General features: G+C 64.2%; 18 protein-coding genes. 13 read left to right on the forward strand and 5 right to left on the reverse strand.

The annotated features are described in order from the left end of the window. The first annotated feature begins 52 nt into the window (after positions 1-52). A complete protein-coding gene (locus L0D18_RS07085; protein ID WP_243028179.1) occupies positions 53-685 on the forward strand; it encodes a CBS and ACT domain-containing protein in 633 nt (210 codons plus the stop codon). Here the strand turns inward: L0D18_RS07085 and pheA are convergent. Continuing rightward, positions 682-1,503, reverse strand: a complete 822-nt coding sequence (pheA, locus tag L0D18_RS07090; RefSeq protein WP_243028180.1) for a prephenate dehydratase — start codon at positions 1,501-1,503, stop codon at positions 682-684. The genes L0D18_RS07085 and pheA overlap by 4 nt on opposite strands. A gap of 53 nt (positions 1,504-1,556) precedes the next feature. On the opposite strand from pheA, the gene L0D18_RS07095 reads away from it, so the two are divergent. The 5 genes from L0D18_RS07095 to L0D18_RS07115 are packed head-to-tail and all read left to right on the forward strand — an operon-like array spanning position 1,557 to position 5,726. Further along, positions 1,557-2,306, forward strand: a complete 750-nt coding sequence (locus L0D18_RS07095; protein WP_243028181.1) for a response regulator — start codon at positions 1,557-1,559, stop codon at positions 2,304-2,306. Between the two features lie 3 nt (positions 2,307-2,309). Beyond that, a complete protein-coding gene (locus tag L0D18_RS07100; RefSeq protein ID WP_243028182.1) occupies positions 2,310-3,332 on the forward strand; it encodes a lipid II:glycine glycyltransferase FemX in 1,023 nt (340 codons plus the stop codon). Positions 3,333-3,387: 55 nt separating this feature from the next. Beyond that, a complete protein-coding gene (locus L0D18_RS07105; RefSeq protein ID WP_243028183.1) occupies positions 3,388-3,942 on the forward strand; it encodes a hypothetical protein in 555 nt (184 codons plus the stop codon). Next, the gene (locus L0D18_RS07110) at positions 3,939-4,796 is read left to right on the forward strand and encodes an LptA/OstA family protein (protein ID WP_243028184.1); all 858 of its coding nucleotides are present in this window, start codon (positions 3,939-3,941) and stop codon (positions 4,794-4,796) included. The genes L0D18_RS07105 and L0D18_RS07110 overlap by 4 nt, the downstream gene beginning before the upstream one ends. Positions 4,797-4,799: 3 nt before the next feature. After that, positions 4,800-5,726, forward strand: a complete 927-nt coding sequence (locus tag L0D18_RS07115; RefSeq protein ID WP_243028185.1) for a hypothetical protein — start codon at positions 4,800-4,802, stop codon at positions 5,724-5,726. Here the strand turns inward: L0D18_RS07115 and L0D18_RS07120 are convergent. Together L0D18_RS07120 and L0D18_RS07125 are read right to left on the reverse strand one after the other, a co-directional pair. Next, the gene (locus L0D18_RS07120) at positions 5,723-7,231 is read right to left on the reverse strand and encodes an ABC transporter ATP-binding protein (protein WP_243028186.1); all 1,509 of its coding nucleotides are present in this window, start codon (positions 7,229-7,231) and stop codon (positions 5,723-5,725) included. The two genes, L0D18_RS07115 and L0D18_RS07120, sit on opposite strands and share 4 nt — an antisense overlap. A gap of 56 nt (positions 7,232-7,287) precedes the next feature. Next, entirely contained in the window at positions 7,288-8,412 is a 1,125-nt protein-coding gene (locus tag L0D18_RS07125; RefSeq protein WP_243028187.1) for a BMP family lipoprotein, read from the reverse strand. Between the two features lie 60 nt (positions 8,413-8,472). On the opposite strand from L0D18_RS07125, the gene ligA reads away from it, so the two are divergent. Further along, positions 8,473-10,518 carry an NAD-dependent DNA ligase LigA gene (ligA, locus tag L0D18_RS07130; protein WP_243028188.1) on the forward strand — a complete coding sequence of 682 codons (2,046 nt, stop codon included), beginning with the start codon at positions 8,473-8,475 and terminating at the stop codon, positions 10,516-10,518. Here ligA and thyX read toward each other — a convergent pair. Next, entirely contained in the window at positions 10,515-11,312 is a 798-nt protein-coding gene (thyX, locus tag L0D18_RS07135) for an FAD-dependent thymidylate synthase (RefSeq protein ID WP_243028189.1), read from the reverse strand. The genes ligA and thyX overlap by 4 nt on opposite strands. Before the next feature lie 206 nt (positions 11,313-11,518). On the opposite strand from thyX, the gene trpB reads away from it, so the two are divergent. Then, complete coding sequence (gene trpB / locus L0D18_RS07140; protein ID WP_243028190.1) at positions 11,519-12,736, forward strand: tryptophan synthase subunit beta; 1,218 nt, start codon at positions 11,519-11,521, stop codon at positions 12,734-12,736. After that, on the forward strand, positions 12,733-13,512 hold the full coding sequence (gene trpA, locus L0D18_RS07145; protein WP_243028191.1) for a tryptophan synthase subunit alpha: 780 nt from the start codon (positions 12,733-12,735) through the stop codon (positions 13,510-13,512). The genes trpB and trpA overlap by 4 nt, the downstream gene beginning before the upstream one ends. Here the strand turns inward: trpA and mqnC are convergent. Then, positions 13,509-14,645 carry a cyclic dehypoxanthinyl futalosine synthase gene (gene mqnC / locus L0D18_RS07150; protein WP_243028192.1) on the reverse strand — a complete coding sequence of 379 codons (1,137 nt, stop codon included), beginning with the start codon at positions 14,643-14,645 and terminating at the stop codon, positions 13,509-13,511. The genes trpA and mqnC overlap by 4 nt on opposite strands. Before the next feature lie 56 nt (positions 14,646-14,701). Between mqnC and L0D18_RS07155 the strand changes: the two genes are divergently transcribed. From L0D18_RS07155 to metG, 4 genes are all read left to right on the forward strand, one after another. After that, positions 14,702-15,187: an adenosine diphosphatase gene (locus tag L0D18_RS07155; protein WP_243028193.1), complete on the forward strand. Its 486-nt coding sequence runs from the start codon at positions 14,702-14,704 to the stop codon at positions 15,185-15,187. A gap of 44 nt (positions 15,188-15,231) precedes the next feature. Beyond that, complete coding sequence (gene bcp, locus L0D18_RS07160) at positions 15,232-15,699, forward strand: thioredoxin-dependent thiol peroxidase (protein ID WP_243028194.1); 468 nt, start codon at positions 15,232-15,234, stop codon at positions 15,697-15,699. Between the two features lie 2 nt (positions 15,700-15,701). Then, positions 15,702-16,385 carry a ribose-5-phosphate isomerase RpiA gene (gene rpiA, locus L0D18_RS07165; RefSeq protein ID WP_243028195.1) on the forward strand — a complete coding sequence of 228 codons (684 nt, stop codon included), beginning with the start codon at positions 15,702-15,704 and terminating at the stop codon, positions 16,383-16,385. A 157-nt stretch (positions 16,386-16,542) separates the two neighbouring features. After that, positions 16,543-18,417 (forward strand): methionine--tRNA ligase, encoded by a 1,875-nt coding sequence (gene metG / locus L0D18_RS07170; protein WP_243028196.1) that lies wholly within the window; start codon positions 16,543-16,545, stop codon positions 18,415-18,417. Positions 18,418-18,488 lie beyond the last annotated feature (71 nt).

Genomic DNA, 18,488 nt, shown 5'->3' on the forward strand with positions numbered 1-18,488 from the left:
GGGGACATCTTTCTTTTGGGCCCGGGGTAGACTGAAAGCCGGAGGTGAAGCCATGCTGGTCAGGGACTGGATGACCAAGGACCCCCTCACCGTAGCCCCGGATACCCCGGTGCTGGAGGCCATCAACCTTTTGAAGAACAAGGGCTTCCGGCGCTTGCCGGTGGTGAAGGAGGGGAAGCTGATCGGCCTCGTCACCGATAAGGATTTAAAAGACGCCATGCCCTCCAAGGCCACCACCCTCTCGGTCTGGGAGATGAACTACCTCCTTTCCAAGCTCACCGTGCAGGAGGTGATGGCCAAACCCGTCATCACCGTGGAGGCCGATGCGCCTTTGGAGAAGGCGGCCCTCCTGATGGAGGAGAAGAAGATCGGCGGCCTGCCGGTGATGGAAGGGGAGAGGTTGGTGGGCATCATCACCGTGACCGATGTCCTCAGGGCCTTCATTGAGGTGTTGGGGCTTAAGATGGGGGGCTTGCGCATCACCGTGGATATCCCCGACGTGCCCGGGGCCCTGGCCCAGATGGCCCGGGCGGTTCCCCCGGCCAACATCGTTTCCATTGCCACCGCAGCCCACCTGAACGGGTACCAGCGCCTGGTCCTCCGGGTGGTGGGGGAGGATGTGGAGGGGGTTCCCGACCGGCTAAAGGCCGCTGGGGAGCGGGTGGTGGACGTACGCCCCGGTTAGATGCCGTTGCGGTAGGCGGGGTAGGAGCCCAGCACCTTGAGGAAAGCCGCCCGGCGGAGGAGGCCTAGGAGGGCTTGGGCGGGGCCTGGGTCCTCCAAGTGGCCCTCGAGGTCCAGGTAGAAGAGGTAGCTGAAGGGCTTATCCCGCCTAGGCCGGGATTCCAGCTTGGTGAGGTTCACCCCAGCCTCGGCGAAGACGGTAAGGGCTTCCAAAAGCCCTCCAGGCCTGTGGCGCACGGCGAAGACGATGCTGGTCTTGTGGGGGCCTTCTCCCCTTTTTGCCTCCTCCCGCCCGATGACGAAGAACCGGGTGTAGTTGTGGGGATAGTCCTCGATGTTCTCCGCCAGCACCTGTAGGCCATAAAGCTCCGCCGCCCTCCTACTGGCGATGGCGCCCACCCCGGGTTCCGGGTTCTCCGCTAAGGCCCTGGCCGCCCCTGCGGTGTCATAGACCGGGATGGGGGTCAGGCGCATGCGGGCCAGGAAGCCGTCGCATTGGGCCAGGGCCTGGGGGTGGCTTTTCACCGCCTTGAGGTCTTTTAGCTCCGTCTCCTTGGGGGCAAGGAGGCAGTGCTCCACCCGGTGGATGATCTCCCCCACCACGTGGAGGTCGCTTTCCAAAAGGAGGTCGTAGGTCTGGTTGATGCTGCCTGCGGTGGTGTTTTCCACCGGCACCACCCCGTAGTCCGCCTCCCCGGCCTCCACCGCTTCAAAGACCTGGTGAAAGGTGGGAAAGCCCATGGGAGTGGACCCAGGGAAGTTCCTCAGCAAGGCTTCCTCGCTATAGGCCCCCTCCGTGCCCTGGAAGGCGATCCTCATGCCCCCCATGGTACTCCTTCCCTAGTAGACAGGGAAAGGCCGTTTCCCCTAGCATGGCCCTTGTGGCGCGGCTCCTTGTGGTGGACGATGACCCCCGCATCCGGCACCTTTTGGAACTTCTGCTTTCCGGGGCAGGCCACCAGGTGGCGCTGGCGGATTCCGCCAAGGCCGCTTTGGAATACCTCCGCAAGGAAACCCCGGACCTGATCCTTTTGGACATCATGATGCCGGATATGGATGGCCTTACCCTTCTTGGGCGTATCCGGGCGGTGCGGCGCTTGGCCAAGGTACCCGTCATCATGTTCACCGGGGGTGGCAAGGAGCTGGAAGGCCCAAGCCGGGCATTGGGGGCGGACCTCTTCCTGGAAAAGCCGGTCTCGGGCCGTCGCCTTAAGGAGGCGGTGGAGGGGCTTTTGAGCCGGGAGGGGTATGTGCTGCCTGGAGGAGAGCGGGTGGGGACCCTCGAGGAGGTGGGGGCGCGTTTGCGCCAGGCGTTGCCTGAGGAAACGCGTTTCAAGGCCTTGTGGCTCAAGAACTCGGGCCGCCGGGCCCTCCTGCAAAACCTCCTGGCGAAGGGTTGGACGGAGGCCCTTGTGAGGCGCATCCTTCCCGGGGAGTATGACCTCTACGACCTTCTAGGGCATCTGGCCTATGGCTGGCCTTTGCTGCCCCTAAAGGAGCGGGCGGCCCGGGTGCAGGATCCCCGCCTGGCTTCCCACCTGGAGGCCTACCTGAAGGAGAAGCGGCTTCCCCTGGAGGGCAACGGTCTTTTGGAAGAACTGGCCCAGGCCCTGTACGCTTAAGGGGTGTGGGACGTGGTAGAGATCACCGATCCCGAGGCCTGGAACCGGCTGGTTTCCGGCTTTCCTATTACCAGCGCCTTGCAGTCCTGGGGCTGGGGCGAGGTGAAGCGGCTTTCCGGCTGGGTGCCTAAGCGCCTGGCGGTATACGGAGAGGAAGGGCTTGTGGGGGGGGCTCAGGTCCTCTTAAGGCCCCTTCCGGGCGGGCTGCGCCTGGCCTACACCCCCAGGGGTCCAGCCCTCCTTCGCCTTTCGGATCTGCCCCGGGTGGCCCAGGCCCTGGCCCATGGGGTGCGGGGGACGCACCTGGTCCTCGAGCCCGAAGCCGGGCTTCCTGCGGAGGGGCCAGCCCCTGGTTTTCCCGGCCTGCTACCGGAAGAGCCCATCCAGCCCGCCTACTCCCTGTGGTTGGACCTCAGCCAGGGGGAGGAGGCCCTTCTTAAGGGCATGAAGGAGATGCACCGCCGCAACGCCCGCCTGGCCCTTAAGCGCACGGAGATTTCCATAGAGGGGGAGGAGGCTTTTTTAGAGTTTTTCCGCCTTTTTAAGGAAACCAACCGCCGGGCTAGGCTGTTGCAGCACGCGGAAGGCTATTACCGGGCGGTGCTCAAGGAGATGAACCAGCCCCATGGGGAGGCCTTCTTGGCCCTAGCCCGCAAGGATGGGGAGGCTTTGGCAGCGGGGCTTTTTGTGGCTTTCGCGGGCAAGGTGGATTACCTCTATGGGGGGAGTAGCCGCGCCCACCCCGAGGCCAAGGCTCCCATGGGCATGCACCTGGCGGCCATCCGCCACGCCATTGGCCGTGGCTACCGCATCTATGACCTTTGGGGGGTGCCCAGAACCCCAGAAGGGAGCCATGCGGAGGGGATATGGCGCTTCAAGGAGGGGTTTGGGGGTAGGCGGGTTCAGTTTCCCGCCTACACCTTGCCCCTTTCCCCCCTTTACCGTCCCCTGAAGGCGCTTTTGCGCCTGCGCAAGACCTGGGTGAACCTGCGGGTGCGGGGTAACCCCCGGGACGTCTTGGGGTAAACCGCTTCTTGGGCCCTTGTCATCTTTCTCAAGGGGCCTTGGGTATGGTGGTAGGGTGGTTCGGTTCTGGGTGGTTCTGGCCATCGCCTTGGGTCTACTCCTCTGGCTTCTTCGGCCTTTCCCCAAGCCCCAGGTGGCGCAGGGGGGCGTGCGTCTAGAAGGGGTGGAGTTCCTCCTTTTCCCTGAGGAAAAGGACGTGATCTGGCGGTTTGCCGCGGAGGAAATGGTGGAGGAAGGGGGGGTTTTCCGCATCCGGGGGGGTCTTAGAGGGGAAAGGCATGTGGGGGAGCGGTTGGACCTCCGCCTCTTTGCCCCCGAGGTGGCCGTGGAACCGGGGGACAACCTGCGGGCTCCGTATGCGCGGGCAGAGATTTTAAGGGGATGCTACCGCTTGGACCTCTCTGCTCCGGGAAAGGGGGAGGTGCTCATTCGTCAAAAAGAGGGTTTTTTCGCTCCTTGGGTAAGGATTGAGGCCCCCAATCTCCGGGGGGAAGCGGAAGCCTTTCGTGCGGATTTCGCTCTGGAGCACATAGAGGCGGATAACCCCCGGTTTGATTTTCCCGCTGGGGGAAGCTTTGGCCCCTGCACAGTGGAGGGAGGTAGCTCATGAGACGATGGGTTTGGTTCTTCCTTTTTGGTTTGGCTTTGGCGGCTTCTGGGGTTAGGGTCATCCAGGTGGAGGGGGGGAGGCTTTCCGGGGATCTGCGCTACGGGCCCTGGACCTTTGAAGGAGAGGTGCGGGGCCGGGTGAAGGACCTGGAGATCCGGGCCCCCAAGGCCACCCTTACCGCTCCTAAGGGCAAGACCATGCAGGAGGCGGAAGGGGAGCGGGAGGCCCGCTTTGAGGGCGGGGTGGTGGTGCGCCGGGGCCGGGTGGAGGCCAGGGGGCCCCTACTGGTCTACCGGGAAAAGACGGGGGAAGGGGAGCTTCTGGGCCCGGCCCGCATGCGCCAAGAGCCCAAACCGGGGGAGGACCCAGTGGAGGTGGAGGCCAGCCGCATGACCTTCCAGGTGGATACGGACACCTCCACCAGCGAAAATGCCCTCCTCCGAAGCGGCAACCAGGAGGGCCGGGCGGGTTTCGTCTATTACGAGGAGGAAAAGGGCCTGGCGGTGTTCACCGATCCCAAGGAGGTGGTCCTCACCCGTAAGCGCAAGGATGGGGACCTGGTGATCCGGGCCAAGGAGGTGCGAAGCCTCACCGGCCCCAAGCGGCTTATCGCCACCGGGGGAGTGCGGCTTCAGGATGGGGATCTGGTCACCACGGGGGATAGCCTCTACTATGACGACAATACAGGAGAAGCCATCGTCTTAGGGAGGCCAGCGGTGAGCGAGAACAAGAAGGAGGGCTTCAAGCTTTCGGGGAGCACCCTGCAGCACAATGTCAACCGCCACCAGGTGCGGGTGTACGGCAAGGCCTTCCGACTGCCGGTGGAGGAGTTTCGTAAGCTTTCGGAGAAATAGGCGGTGAGGTGGGCTTCTTTCCTCTTTCTGGGGCTCGCCCTTTGTACGCTGGCCCAGGAAGTCTACCGCCCGGAGGTGGAACTGGTCCGCAAGGATAAGAGGGTGGTGGCCTGGGTCAGCGGGGAGGAAGGAAGCCTTTTCTATGCCGATTACGGGGATATCTGGGTGGGGGACCTCGAGGCCCTTTCCCGGGAGAGGGCGCACGTGGGGGGGCGGGCCTTTTTTCTGGATGCGGGTAGCTCCGTGGAGGAAGGCCTCGAGGTGGGGCAGAAGGTGGAGGTGGCCTTTAACCCTGACTGGGAACAGGATGGCCTACCCTACCTCATGCGTTTACGAAAGGCCGGTGGGGAGAAGGCGGCGCGCTACCTGCGCCTGGTCCTCTTTGACCCAAAGGATGTGGAGGTGCGCCTGGGGGAGGAGATGGAGGCTAGGGGGCCCCTGGCGGTGGTGGAGCGGGGTGGGGTGGAGGAGCTTTTCCTCTCTGGAGGGGAGGCCCGCTATCTAGAGGAGGGGGGCCGGCTGGAGGTAAAACCGGCCCCGGGGAAGGTGGAGGTGGCCCAAGGGCAGGTGCGGGTAACAGGGCAAAGACTTCGCTACCAAAACGATACCGGAGAGGCCCTTTTGGAAGGACCCCTGGAGGTACGCCGAGAAGGGGAAAAGCCCCTTGTGGGCAAGGCGGGCTCCCTCCGTTACCTCTTGGATGAGGACCGGCTCTGGCTCCTGGGGGGGGTGGAGTTTACCCAGGGGGGAAGGACTACCCGGGCTGGGCAGGCCCTCTTGCGGGAAAAGGAGGGGTATGCCTACCTCTATGGAAACGTGGAAAGCCAAGACGAAAAGGGCCTGGTGCGCGGGGACCGGGTGCGCTACGCTCTGAGGACCGGGGAGGTGGTGGTCCTGGGGCGGGTCAAGGGGGAGTTCCGCGGGGACTAGACGGGCACGCCCGCCATCAAAAGGCCCAGGCGCTCCTCCTTGGCTTCTTCCGGGGTGAGTTCCCCCACGATGCGGCCTTCGTACATGACCAGGATGCGGTCCGACAGGCTGATCACCTCGGAAAGATCCGCGGAAACCAAAAGCACCGCCAGGCCCTGGTCGCGGGCCTCTACCAGGCGCTGGTGGATGAACTCTATGGCCCCCACGTCCACGCCCCGGGTGGGCTGGGCGGCGATGAGGAGGCGGGGCCCCCGCAAAAGCTCCCTACCCACCACGATCTTTTGCTGGTTTCCCCCGGAGAAGCGCCGGGCGGACAGTTCCGTGGAGCGAGGGCGGACATCAAAGGTTTCCACCAGGGCCCTGGCATGGTGTTCCATGGCCTTCCCGTCCAGGAAGCCTAGGAAGCCCCGGAAGGGGGGACGGCGCTGGTCTCCCAGGATGGCGTTTTCCCGGACGGAAAAGTCCAGGACCAAGCCCCGGGCAAGCCGGTCCTCCGGGATATGGCTCACCCCCGCTTCCCGCACCCGTAGGGCCTGGTGGGGAAGGGGGTGGCCCAGGTAGCGCACCGTGCCCCGGTACTTGCGCAGGCCCGCCAGGGCCTCCACCAGCTCCGTCTGGCCATTGCCCTCCACCCCGGCGATGCCCACGATCTCCCCAGCCCGCACGGAGAAGCTTACCCCCCTTAGCCTTGGGGGCGCCTCGAGGCCTTCCACCTCCAGCACCACTTCCCCAGGCTTGGCGGGGCCCTTTTCCACCCTCAAGACCACTTCCCGGCCCACCATCATCCGGGCCAGTTCCTCCAAGGAGGTCTTGGGCGTATCCACGGTGCCCACCACCTTTCCATCCCGGATCACTGTGACCCGGTCGGACACGGCAAGCACCTCCTTCAGCTTGTGGCTGATGAAGATAACGGCGTTCCCCTTGGCCACGTAGGCCCTCAGGAAGCGGAAAAGCTCCTCGGCCTCCTGGGGGGTCAGGACGGCGGTGGGCTCGTCCAGGATGAGGATCTTGGCCTGGCGGTAAAGGGCCTTGAGGATCTCCACCCGTTGCTGCAGGCCCACGGGAAGGTTCTCAATGCGCTCGTCCAGGGGCACCTGGAAGCCCAGTTCCGCCATGAGGGCGGTGGCCCGCTTCCGAGCCTCCTCTAGGTTGAGGTAGAGGGGGCCTCCCGGCTCGAGGCCCAACACCAGGTTTTCCAGCACGGTAAAGGGTTCCACCAGCATGAAGTGCTGGTGCACCATACCGATCCCGTGGGCGATGGCGTCCAGGGGGCTTTTGGGCCGGTAGGGCTGGCCATCCACCCACATCTCCCCTTTGTCCGGGGGCTGAAGGCCGTAGACGATCTTCATCAGGGTGGATTTACCCGCCCCGTTTTCCCCCACCAGGGCCAGGACCTCGCCCCAGTTCAGGTCCAGGCTGATGCGATCGTTGGCCAGGACCAGGGGGAAGCGCTTGGTGATGTCCTTTAGGACCAGGGCCTTTGAGGTGGTTCCGCCGACCTTCACGCCCGGAGTATACAAAAAGGCCGGGAACCTCCCGGCCTTTTGCTGAGCCCGCCTTCCTAGCGTTTTTCGGGCACCTTAAGCTGGCCCTTGATGATCTGCTGCTTCAAGACCTCCAGCTTGCTGACCACGGCGGCCGGGATCAGGGCCTTGTTGTACTCGTCCAGGGCATAGCCTACCCCGTTGTTGGCCAGGCCGAACTCCCGCACCCCGCCCTTAAAGGCCTTCTGCACCACGCTCTTGATGACCTCGTAGGTGGCCACGTCCACCCGCTTCAGCATGGAGGTGAGGCCGTGGTTCAGGGTGCTGGGGTTATTGTCGGTGTCCCCCAGGTAGTTCTGGTTGGCGTCCACCCCGATGAAGAAGAGAGGCGTGGCCTTGGTGCCGTCGGTGCCACAGGTCTTGGTGTAATCGGCGTACTTGGGCACCTTGGCGTAGGGGTCGGCCTTGCGCACAAAGCGGATGGCCCCGCCCTCCTTGAGGCACTTGGCCTGTTTCACGTAGTCGATGAGGCCCAGGCCCGAACCGCCCGCAGCGGCGTAGATGATGTCCGCCCCCTGGCGCACCTGGCTGGCGGCGATCTCCTTGGCCTTGGCGGGGTCGTTCCAGGCGGCGGGGGTGTTGCCCACATAGCCCACCAGGACCTTGCCCTGGATCTTGTCCTCCTTGAAGGCGTACTCGGCCCCGGCCCGGAAGCCCGCCTCAAACTTGTGGATGAGGGGGATGTCCATGCCGCCGATGAAGCCCACCACCCCGGTGCGGGTCATCTTACCGGCGATGTAGCCCACCAGGAAGCTTCCCTCGTGCTCCCGGAAGACCAAGCCCAGGGCGTTGGCCAGTTTGCCCTCGCCGGGGACGGCGTCAATCACCGCGAAGTTCACCTTGGGGAACTCCTTGGCGGTGGCGGTGATGGCCGGCTCGTTGGCGAAGCCCACCCCGATCACCAGGTCAAAGCCCTCCTCGGCGAAGGTGCGGATGCCCTGGCCCACCTGGGAGGGGTCGGCGGGCTCAAAGTCAAAGAGCTTGACCCCAAAATCCTTGGCTGCCTTCTGCGCCCCTTCCCAGGCGGACTGGTTGAAGGAGCGGTCAAACTTACCCCCAGCGTCAAAGGCGATGCCCACGCGGACTTGGGCTAGGCTCAGGCCCAGGGCCAATACTGCCAAAAGGGTTACGATACGTTTCATCTGCCACCTCCTATGGCGTTTCGCCGTAGGGCATTATACCGGGTTGGGTAAACTCAAGGCATGACCCTGGAGGAAGCCCGCAGGCGCGTGAACGAGCTACGGGACCTGATCCGCTACCACAACTACCGCTACTACGTCCTGGACTCCCCCGAGATCTCCGATGCCGAGTACGACCGGCTTCTTAGGGAGCTGAAGGAGCTGGAGGAGCGCTTTCCTGAGCTCAAAAGCCCCGACTCCCCCACGGAGCAGGTGGGGGCGAAACCCTTTGGTCAGCCGTTAGGTTATCTGGAGGCCACCTTCCGCCCCATCCGCCACCCAAGCCGCATGTACTCCTTGGATAACGCCTTCTCCCTGGAGGAGGTCCGGGCCTTTGAGGAGCGGGTGGAGCGGGCCTTAGGAAGGAAGGGGCCTTTCGTCTACACGGTGGAGCACAAGGTGGACGGGCTATCCGTAAACCTCTACTACGAGGAGGGGGTTTTGGTCTGGGGGGCCACCCGGGGGGATGGGGAAACGGGGGAGGAGGTGACCCAGAACCTCCTCACCATCCCCACCATCCCCCGGAGGCTTCAGGGGGTGCCGGAGCGCCTCGAGGTCCGGGGGGAGGTCTACCTGCCCATAGAGGCCTTCCTGCGCCTCAACGAGGAGCTGGAGGAGAAGGGGGAAAGGATTTTCAAAAACCCCCGGAATGCCGCCGCCGGCTCCCTTAGGCAGAAGGATCCCCGGATCACCGCCAAGAGGGGCCTTAGGGCCACCTTCTACGCCCTAGGGCTTGGCCTGGAGGAAAGCGGGAGCAAAACCCAGTTTGAGCTTCTCCATTGGCTAAAGGAGAAGGGCTTCCCCGTGGAGCACGGCTTCACCCGGGTCCAAGGTGTAGAGGGGGTGGAGAGGGTTTACCAGGCCTGGTTGAGGGAGCGGCGGAGCTTATCCTTTGAGGCGGATGGGGTGGTGGTGAAACTGGATGAGCTTTCCCTTTGGCGAGAGCTGGGCTACACCGCCCGGGCCCCGCGGTTCGCCATCGCCTACAAGTTCCCCGCGGAGGAGAAGGAGACGGAGCTTTTGGAGGTGGTCTTCCAGGTGGGGCGCACGGGCCGGGTGACCCCGGTGGGCATCCTGAGGCCCGTGTTCATTGAGGGCAGCGAGGTGAGCCGGGTCACCCTGCACAACGAAAGCTACCTGGAGGAGCTGGACGTGCGCATCGGGGACTGGGTTTTGGTGCACAAGGCCGGGGGGGTTATCCCCGAGGTGCTAAGGGTCCTCAAGGAGCGTAGAACCGGCAAGGAGAGGCCTATCCAATGGCCGGAGACCTGCCCCGAGTGCGGTCACCGCTTGGTCAAGGAGGGCAAAGTCCACCGCTGCCCCAACCCCTTGTGCCCAGCCAAGCGGTTTGAGGCCATCCGCCACTACGCCTCCCGCAAGGCCATGGACATCGGGGGGCTGGGGGAAAAGCTCATTGAGAAGCTTCTGGAAACGGGATTGGTCAAGGATGTGGCTGATCTGTACCGGCTTAGGGAGGAGGACCTGGTGGGCCTGGAACGCATGGGGAAGAAGAGCGCACAAAACCTCCTCCGCCAGATAGAGGAGAGCAAGGGCCGGGGTCTGGAGCGCCTCCTCTACGCCTTGGGCCTGCCGGGGGTGGGGGAGGTGTTGGCCCGCAACCTGGCGGCCCGCTTTGGCACCATGGACCGGCTCCTCGAGGCCACACCGGAGGAACTCCTCCAGGTGGAGGAGGTGGGGGAGCTCACCGCCCGGGGCATTTACGAAACCCTGCAGGACCCCGCCTTCCGGGACCTGGTGAGGCGCCTGAAGGAGGCCGGGGTGGAGATGGAGGCCAAGGAGCGGGGCGGGGAGGCCCTAAAGGGCCTCACCTTCGTCATCACCGGGGAACTTTCCCGCCCCCGGGAGGAGGTGAAGGCCCTCCTCAGGCGCTTGGGGGCTAAGGTGACCGATTCCGTGAGCCGCAAAACCAGCTACCTGGTGGTGGGGGAGGCCCCAGGGAGCAAGCTGGAAAAGGCGAGGGCCTTGGGGGTGCCCATTCTTACAGAGGAGGAACTCTACCGGCTCATAGAAGCGCGCACAGGGAAAGGCCGGGAGGCCCTCTTGGCCTAGGCGGGTTCCGGGGGGAAGAGCTTGCTTAAGGCCTCTTCCACCCGACTTCCGGAAAGCCCCAGCTCCCGTAGGGCCTTCTCGTAAAGCTCGGGGGTAAGAAGCCCCTGTAAGGCCCTAAGCTCCGTCTGGGAGAGATGGGCTCCCTTTAGCACGTGTTCCTCAAAACTCCCCCAGGCCAGGGGCACGTGGGCCTTGACGATCTCCGCGATGGCCTTGGCGTACTGCCTTATCTCCCACTGGGCGTGGGGATCTAGGCGCAGGGCCAGGAAGTGGAAGAGGTTGTGCAGGTCCTGCTTCCAGTAGAACTCGGTGTAGAGGTTTAGGGGAAGGACCATGCGGGCCATCTCCCGGGCGATGCCCTTTTCCAGGAGGGTCTGGTAGGCCTGGTAGGCCTCCCTCTCCACCCCCTTTAGAAGGCGGGAGGCTTCCTCGTCGGTGAAAGCCCCTTCCGAGCCCTGCTTATTCCGCCTGGCCTGGTGTCGCCAGGCTTCGGGTTCATAAAACTCCTCCTTCAGAACGGAGTAGCGCCCGGAGATCTCGTTCACGCTAGCGGTGCGGTGCCGGAACCATTGCCGTACCACGAAAATAGGAGCTTTAACGTGAAACTTGAATACCACCATCTCAAAGGGGCTGGTGTGGCGGTGGCGCATGAGGTAGTCGATGAGGGCGGCATCCTCCCGCAGCGTCTTGGTGCCCGGGCCGTAGGAAACCCTGGCCGCCTGGACGATGGCGGCGTCGTTCCCCATCACCTCCACCAGGCGGACGAAGCCCTTGTCCAAAACTGGGATCTCCATCCTCCGAAGTTTACTCCGTCCCCTTGCCCTTTGGCCCAAAGGGGTCTACCCTAAGCTCATGCGGGTCCGCACCCCCTTGGCCTACAAGTGGCGGCATGGCCGCTATAGGCCTTGGTCACGGGCGAAGCCCGTACTTGGCTTCTTGGGCCAGCGGCTTGTAGGATGGATGGGCTTTTGGGGCTTGGTGGCCCCTTTCTGGAGTGGAGATGTTGAGGTTGCCTGATTTTCCTTTACCGGATGGGCGGGGACGGTTTGGTCCCTATGGAGGAAGGTACGTTCCCGAAACCCTGATCCCGGCCCTCGAGGAGGTGGAGGCCGCCTACAAGGAGGCCAAGAAGGACCCCGCTTTTCTGGCGGAGCTGGAGTACTACCTCAGGACCTTTGCCGGTCGGCCTACCCCCCTTTACCACGCCAAGAGGCTTTCCCAGCACTGGGGCGGGGCCCAGGTGTACCTGAAGCGGGAGGACCTCCTGCACACCGGAGCCCACAAGATCAACAACACCCTGGGCCAGGCCCTCCTGGCCCGGCGCATGGGCAAAAAGCGGGTCATAGCGGAAACCGGGGCCGGCCAGCACGGGGTTTCCGTGGCCACGGTGGCGGCCCTTTTCGGCTTGGAATGCGTGGTCTACATGGGGGAGGAGGACGTGCGGCGCCAGGCCCTAAACGTGTTCCGCATGAAGCTTCTGGGGGCCGAGGTGCGCCCGGTGGCGGCGGGAAGCCGCACCCTTAAGGATGCCACCAACGAGGCCATCCGCGACTGGCTCACCCATGTGCGCACCACCTTTTACATCCTGGGCTCGGTGGTGGGGCCCCACCCCTACCCCATGATGGTGCGGGAGTTCCAAAGCGTCATCGGGGAAGAGGTAAAGGCGCAAAGCCTGGAGCTCTTCGGCCGCTACCCCGATGCCCTCATCGCCGCGGTGGGTGGGGGGTCCAATGCCATTGGCCTTTTCGCCCCCTTCGCCTATTTGCCGCCAAAGGAGCGGCCCCGGCTCATCGGGGTGGAGGCCGCGGGTGAGGGCCTTTCCACGGGAAGGCATGCCGCCAGCATCGGGGCAGGGAAGCGGGGGGTGTTGCACGGGAGCTACATGTACCTCCTCTACGACCACGACGGCCAGATCACCCCGGCCCACTCGGTTTCTGCGGGCCTGGACTACCCCGGGGTGGGGCCCGAGCACAGCTACTACGCGGACCAGGGCATCGCCGAGTACGCGGGGGTCACGGACGAGGAGGCCCTCGAGGGCTTCAAACTCCTGGCCCGCCTGGAGGGGATCATCCCCGCCTTGGAGTCCGCCCATGCCATCGCCCACGCGGCCAAAGTGGTTCCGGAGATGGACAAGGACCAGGTGGTGGTCATCAACCTTTCGGGCCGGGGGGACAAGGACGTGACCGAGGTGATGCGCCTTTTGGGGGGGGAGGTATGACCACCGCGGAAGCCTTCGCCCGCGCCAAGGCCGAGGGAAGGGCCGCCCTCATCCCTTACCTCACCGCGGGCTTTCCCAGCCGCGAGGGGTTTTTGCAGGCGGTGGAGGAGGCTCTGCCCTACGCGGACCTTTTGGAGATCGGCCTGCCCTACTCCGACCCCTTAGGGGATGGCCCCGTCATCCAAAGGGCCAGCGAGGAGGCCTTGAGGAAGGGCATGAGCGTGCAAGGGGTGTTGGAGTTGATGCGGGAGGTGCGGGGTCTTACCCCCAAGCCCCTTTTCCTCATGACCTACCTAAACCCGGTCCTGGCTTGGGGCCCGGAGCGCTTTTTCAGCCTCTTCCGCCAGGCGGGGGCCACGGGGCTAATCCTACCCGACCTTCCTCCCGACGAGGATCCGGCCCTGGTGCGCCTGGCCCAGGAGATCGGCTTGGAAACCGTGTTTCTCCTAGCCCCCACCTCCACCGACCGCAGGATCCAAACCGTGGTGCGGTATGCCACCGGTTTCATCTATGCGGTTTCCGTCACCGGGGTCACCGGGGAAAGGGAACGCCTGCCGGAAGAGGTGAAGGACCTGGTGCGGCGGATTAAGGCCCACACCTCCTTGCCCGTGGCGGTGGGCTTTGGGGTCTCGGGCCAAAAGACCGCGGCCCAAGCGGCGGTGGCCGATGGAGTGGTGGTGGGAAGCGCCTTGGTGCGGGCCCTCGAGGGAGGCCGGCCCCTGGCCCCTCTCCTCGAGGAGATCCGCCAAGGGCTTTTGCAAAAGGAACCCGCTTAGGCCAAGGGGAGCTCCAGGCCCTCTTCCAGGAGGGCCTTGGGGTCCGGGTAGCGCAGGATGCGGTAGAGGGGATCCCGCTCCGCAGGCCTGAAACCCGCATCCACGATCTGGCGCACCATCTCCCGCACCGTGGCGTGGGTACGCCCGTGGCCCCCGGCCGCCGAGACCACGTTTTCCTCCAGCATGGTGCTGCCGAAATCGTCGGCCCCGTAGTAAAGGGCGGCCTGGGCCACCTTGAACCCCAGGGTGGGCCAGGAGGCTTGGAGGTGGGCGAAGTTGTCCAGGGTGAGCCGGGCGATGGCCAGGGTTTTCAGGTACTCGTGGGCGGTGGCCCCCGGGGCCTTGCCCTTAAGCCGGGTGTGCTCCACCTGCAAGGTCCAAAGGGCAAAGGCAGCGAACCCGTTTCCATACGCTTCCAGCGCCTTGTCCTGCTGGGCCCTTAGGCCCAGCAGGTGGGCGGTGCGCTCCCTTGGCCCCTCCCCAAAGCCGATCACCATGCTGGCCAGGGTGTAAAGCCCCAAGGCCTGGGCGGCATCCACGATGCGGTACCAGTCCGCGGTCTTGATGCGGGCGGGGGCGGCCCTTTGCCGCACCTCATCCACCAGGATCTCCGCCCCCGCCCCCGGCATCCCGTCCAGCCCCGCTTCCATGAGCCTTTCCAAGATGACCTCGGCCTTAAGCCCGGTGAGCCTTTCCAAGCCCAGGATCTCCTCGGGGCTAAAGGCGTCTATGCGCAGGTCGGGAAAGCGGCTCTTAAGGTAGCGCAATAGCTCCAAGTACCATTCCAGGGGCAGGTCAGGGTTGACGCCTCCTTGCATTAAGATGCGCCTTCCCCCCACCTGGTAGAGCTCCTCCACCTTCTTGGCGATATCCTCGTACGTTAGGGTGTAGGCCTCCTTCTGCCGCCTGGTGCGGTAAAAGGCGCAAAAGGCGCAACCCACCGTGCAGACATTGGTGTAGTTGATGTTGCGGTCTATGAGAAAGGTCACCACCTCTGGATGGGTTTTTTGAAGGCGCACCTCGTGAGCGGCGGCAGCCAGCTCAGGTAGGGGAAGGTCAAAAAGGGAGAGCACCTCGCTTTCGGTAAGCCTCTCTCCCCCTACGGCCTTTTCCAGAACATCCATGGGACCCATGCTACACCTTTCGGACCCCCTGGGGTTGGGTCTTGGGCCACGGATAAAATGGGGGCATGGAACTCAAGCTCATTCCCATTGAGAAGCCGGAGAACCTGAACGTCATCCTGGGCCAAGCCCACTTCATCAAGACGGTGGAGGACCTCCACGAGGCCTTGGTGACCGCCGTGCCGGGTATCAAGTTCGGCCTTGCCTTCTCCGAGGCCAGCGGCAAGCGCCTGGTGCGGCGTTCCGGCACGGATCCCGAGCTCACCCAGCTGGCGGTGCGGAATATCCTCAACCTGGCGGCAGGGCACACCTTCCTCATCGTGTTGGGTGAGGGGTTTTATCCCATTAACGTGCTCCACGCGGTGAAGGCTTGCCCTGAGGTGGTGCGCATCTTTGCCGCCACCGCCAACCCCCTCCAGGTGGTGGTGGCGGAGGAGGGGGAGCAGCGGGCCATTTTGGGGGTCATGGACGGCTTCAAGCCCCTGGGGGTGGAGGACGAGGCCGAGGTGGCGTGGCGCAAGGACCTCCTCCGCCGCTTCGGCTATAAACTTTAGCGCCCCCTTATTGGCGGCCGGGAAGGTTAGGGTAAGATGCCCTCATGGAGCTCGGAACCGTTGCGCCCGACTTCGCCCTGCCGGACCAAGAGGGGCGGATTCACCGGCTTTCCGATTACCGGGGGAGGTGGGTGGTTCTCTACTTCTATCCCAAGGACGACACTCCCGGGTGCACCAAGGAGGCCTGCGGCTTCCGAGACCGTATGGGGGATTTGCAAGAACTGGGAGCCGTGGTCTTAGGGGTTTCTGCGGACGATGTGGAAAGCCACAAGCGTTTTGCCGAGAAGTACGGTCTGAACTTTCCCCTTCTTGCTGACCCCGAGCGGAAGGCGATAACCGCTTATGGGGCCTGGGGCAAGAAAAACCTTTACGGGAAGGTGTACGAAGGGGTGTTGCGCCAGACCTTTCTGATAGATCCCGAGGGCCATATCGCCAAGGTCTGGCGCAAGGTGTCTCCCGAACGCCATGCTGAGGAGGTGGCGGAAGCCCTAAAGGGCCTGAGGGGGTTTTAGGTATGGAAAGGCCTCTGGAGTCTTACAAAAAGGAGGCTGCTCACGCCGCGGTGGCCTATGTCCAAGATGGCATGGTGGTGGGCTTGGGCACGGGGTCCACGGCCCGGTATGCCGTTTTGGAGCTGGCCCGGCGCCTCAGGGAAGGGGAGCTTAAGGGGGTGGTGGGGGTTCCCACCTCGGAGGCCACCAAGGACCTGGCCCTGCGGGAAGGGATCCCCGTGGTGGAGCTCCCTCCAGAAGGGGTGGACCTGGCCATAGACGGGGCCGATGAGATCGCCCCGGACCTTTCCCTGATAAAGGGCCTGGGCGGGGCTCTCTTGCGGGAGAAGATTGTGGAGAGTAACGCCAAGGAGTTTATCGTGATCGCCGACCACACCAAGAAGGTGCCCGTGCTGGGCCGCGGGGTGGTGCCGGTGGAGATCGTGCCCTTTGGCCACCTGGCCACCCTGAAGGCCATCCGCGCCCTGGGCGGGGAGCCGGAGCTAAGGATGGAGGGGGATGAGTTTTACTTCACCGACGGGGGGCACTTGATCGCCGATGTGCGCTTTGGTCCCATCGGGGACCCCGGGGGCCTCCATAGGGCCCTTCTGGAGATTCCGGGGGTGGTGGAGACGGGTCTTTTTGTGGGCTTGGCCACCCGGGCCCTGGTGGCGGGGCCCATGGGGATAGAGGAACTGGTGCCTTAAGGTCCGGCCTTCTGGGTGGTCTCCGGTTTGGGGGATGGATTTTGTGCCGGGACTGGGCGCCGGTGTAGAATCATGACCATGAAGGGGATGCCTCACCCCTAGGGCGGGGAAGCCTTTCCCGCCCGGGGCGCATGCCCCGGTTTTTCTTGGAGGAGGGATGGAAAAGGTTTTTTACATCACCACCCCCATCTACTACGTGAATGCGGAACCCCACCTGGGCCACGCCTACACCACGGTGGTGGCGGACTTCCTGGCTCGCTGGCACCGGTTGGATGGATACCGGACCTTTTTCCTCACCGGCACCGACGAGCACGGGGAAACCGTCTACCGGGCGGCCCTGAAGGCGGGGGAGGAGCCCCAGGCCTTTGTGGACCGGGTCTCCCAGCGTTTCCGGAAGGCGTGGGAGCTTTTGGGCATCGCCTACGATGAGTTCATCCGTACCACGGAGGAGCGGCATAAGCGGGTGGTGCAGCGGGTCTTACAGAAGGTCTACGAGGCGGGGGACATCTACTACGGGGAGTACGAGGGGCTTTACTGCGTAAGCTGCGAGCGCTTCTACACGGAAAAGGAGCTTCAAGGGGATCTTTGCCCCATCCACGCCCGCCCCGTGGAACGGAGACGGGAAGGGAACTACTTCTTTCGCATGGAGAAGTACCGGGAGTGGCTCATTGACTACCTCCAGACCCATCCCGACCTGATCCGGCCCGAGGGGTATAAAAACGAGGTGCTTTCCATGCTCTCCGAGCCCATCGGGGACCTTTCCATCTCCCGGCCCAAGGCCCGCGTACCTTGGGGCATCCCCCTGCCCTGGGATGAGGCCCACGTGACCTACGTGTGGTTTGACGCCCTCCTCAACTACATTTCTGCCCTGGGCTACCCCGAGGACCCCCGCTACGCCACCTTCTGGCCCCAGGCCTGGCACCTCATCGGCAAGGACATCCTGAAGCCCCATGCGGTCTTCTGGCCCACCATGCTGAAGGCGGCGGGGATTCCCATGTACCGGCACCTGAACGTGGGAGGGTTTCTGCTGGGGCCGGATGGCCGCAAGATGAGCAAAACCATGGGGAACGTGGTGGACCCCTTTGCCCTTACGGAGAAGTACGGCCGGGATGCCGTGCGCTATTACCTTTTGCGGGAGATCCCTTATGGCCAGGATACGCCGGTGAGCGAGGAGGCCTTGAAGGCTAGGTACGAGGCGGATCTGGCCGACGACCTGGGCAACCTTCTCCAGCGCACCCGGGCCATGCTGTTTCGTTTCGCTGAGGGACGCATTCCCGAGCCGGTTTCTGGGGAGGAGCTGGAGGAGGGCACGCGCCTTGCGGGACGCCTCAGGGGTCTGGTGCGGGAGCTTCGCTTCCACGTGGCCCTCGAGGAGACCATGGCCTATGTGAAGGCCATAAACCGCTACATCAACGAGAAGCGTCCCTGGGAGCTATTCAAGGAGGATCCCAAGGAGGCTAGGGCGGCGCTCTACCGGGTGGTGGAGGGCCTGAGGATCGCCTCCATCCTCCTTACCCCGGCCATGCCGGACAAGATGGCCGAGCTGCGCCGGGCCTTGGGCCTGAAGGAGGAGGTGAGCCTTAAGGAGGCGGAGCGCTGGGGCCTGGCGGAACCCCTTCCCCTTCCTCAGGAGGCGGGGGTTCTCTTTCCCAAGGAACTCCCAAGGGGGGAGGCCAGGGGAGGCAAAATGGAGGGCACGAAGGAGGATCGCTTCATTGGCATGGAGGATTTCGCCAAGGTGGAGCTTAGGGTGGCCCAGGTGGTGGCGGCGGAAAAGCACCCCAACGCCGATAAACTCCTGGTGCTTAGGCTCTCCCTGGGGAGCGAGGAGCGCACCGTGGTTTCCGGCATCGCCCAGTGGTACCGCCCCGAGGACCTGGTGGGGAAAAAGGTGGTGGTGGTGGCCAACCTCAAGCCTGCCAGGTTCCGGGGCGTGGAGAGCCAGGGGATGATCCTTGCGGCATCCGAGGGGGATAGGCTGGCCCTGGTCACGGTGGAGGGGGAGATTCCCCCAGGGGCGTTGGTGAAATAGCCCTTGGCGCAAGAGGGGTGGAGATGGTGGGGCTCCACCTTGGCCTGTCAGGGTGGGGTGGTCTAGGGGGG

Source organism: Thermus albus, from assembly GCF_022760855.1.
GTDB lineage: Bacteria > Deinococcota > Deinococci > Deinococcales > Thermaceae > Thermus > Thermus albus.

Excerpts from the sequence above, each read along its gene's own strand:
- L0D18_RS07085 (WP_243028179.1), top strand. The coding sequence starts at position 53 with ATGCTGGTCAGGGACTGGATGACCAAGGACCCCCTCACCGTAGCCCCG.
- pheA (WP_243028180.1), bottom strand. The coding sequence starts at position 1,503 with ATGAGGATCGCCTTCCAGGGCACGGAGGGGGCCTATAGCGAGGAAGCC.
- L0D18_RS07095 (WP_243028181.1), top strand. The coding sequence starts at position 1,557 with ATGGCCCTTGTGGCGCGGCTCCTTGTGGTGGACGATGACCCCCGCATC.
- L0D18_RS07110 (WP_243028184.1), top strand. The coding sequence starts at position 3,939 with ATGAGACGATGGGTTTGGTTCTTCCTTTTTGGTTTGGCTTTGGCGGCT.
- L0D18_RS07125 (WP_243028187.1), bottom strand. The coding sequence starts at position 8,412 with ATGAAACGTATCGTAACCCTTTTGGCAGTATTGGCCCTGGGCCTGAGC.
- ligA (WP_243028188.1), top strand. The coding sequence starts at position 8,473 with ATGACCCTGGAGGAAGCCCGCAGGCGCGTGAACGAGCTACGGGACCTG.
- thyX (WP_243028189.1), bottom strand. The coding sequence starts at position 11,312 with ATGGAGATCCCAGTTTTGGACAAGGGCTTCGTCCGCCTGGTGGAGGTG.
- trpB (WP_243028190.1), top strand. The coding sequence starts at position 11,519 with ATGTTGAGGTTGCCTGATTTTCCTTTACCGGATGGGCGGGGACGGTTT.
- trpA (WP_243028191.1), top strand. The coding sequence starts at position 12,733 with ATGACCACCGCGGAAGCCTTCGCCCGCGCCAAGGCCGAGGGAAGGGCC.
- mqnC (WP_243028192.1), bottom strand. The coding sequence starts at position 14,645 with ATGGGTCCCATGGATGTTCTGGAAAAGGCCGTAGGGGGAGAGAGGCTT.
- L0D18_RS07155 (WP_243028193.1), top strand. The coding sequence starts at position 14,702 with ATGGAACTCAAGCTCATTCCCATTGAGAAGCCGGAGAACCTGAACGTC.
- bcp (WP_243028194.1), top strand. The coding sequence starts at position 15,232 with ATGGAGCTCGGAACCGTTGCGCCCGACTTCGCCCTGCCGGACCAAGAG.
- rpiA (WP_243028195.1), top strand. The coding sequence starts at position 15,702 with ATGGAAAGGCCTCTGGAGTCTTACAAAAAGGAGGCTGCTCACGCCGCG.
- metG (WP_243028196.1), top strand. The coding sequence starts at position 16,543 with ATGGAAAAGGTTTTTTACATCACCACCCCCATCTACTACGTGAATGCG.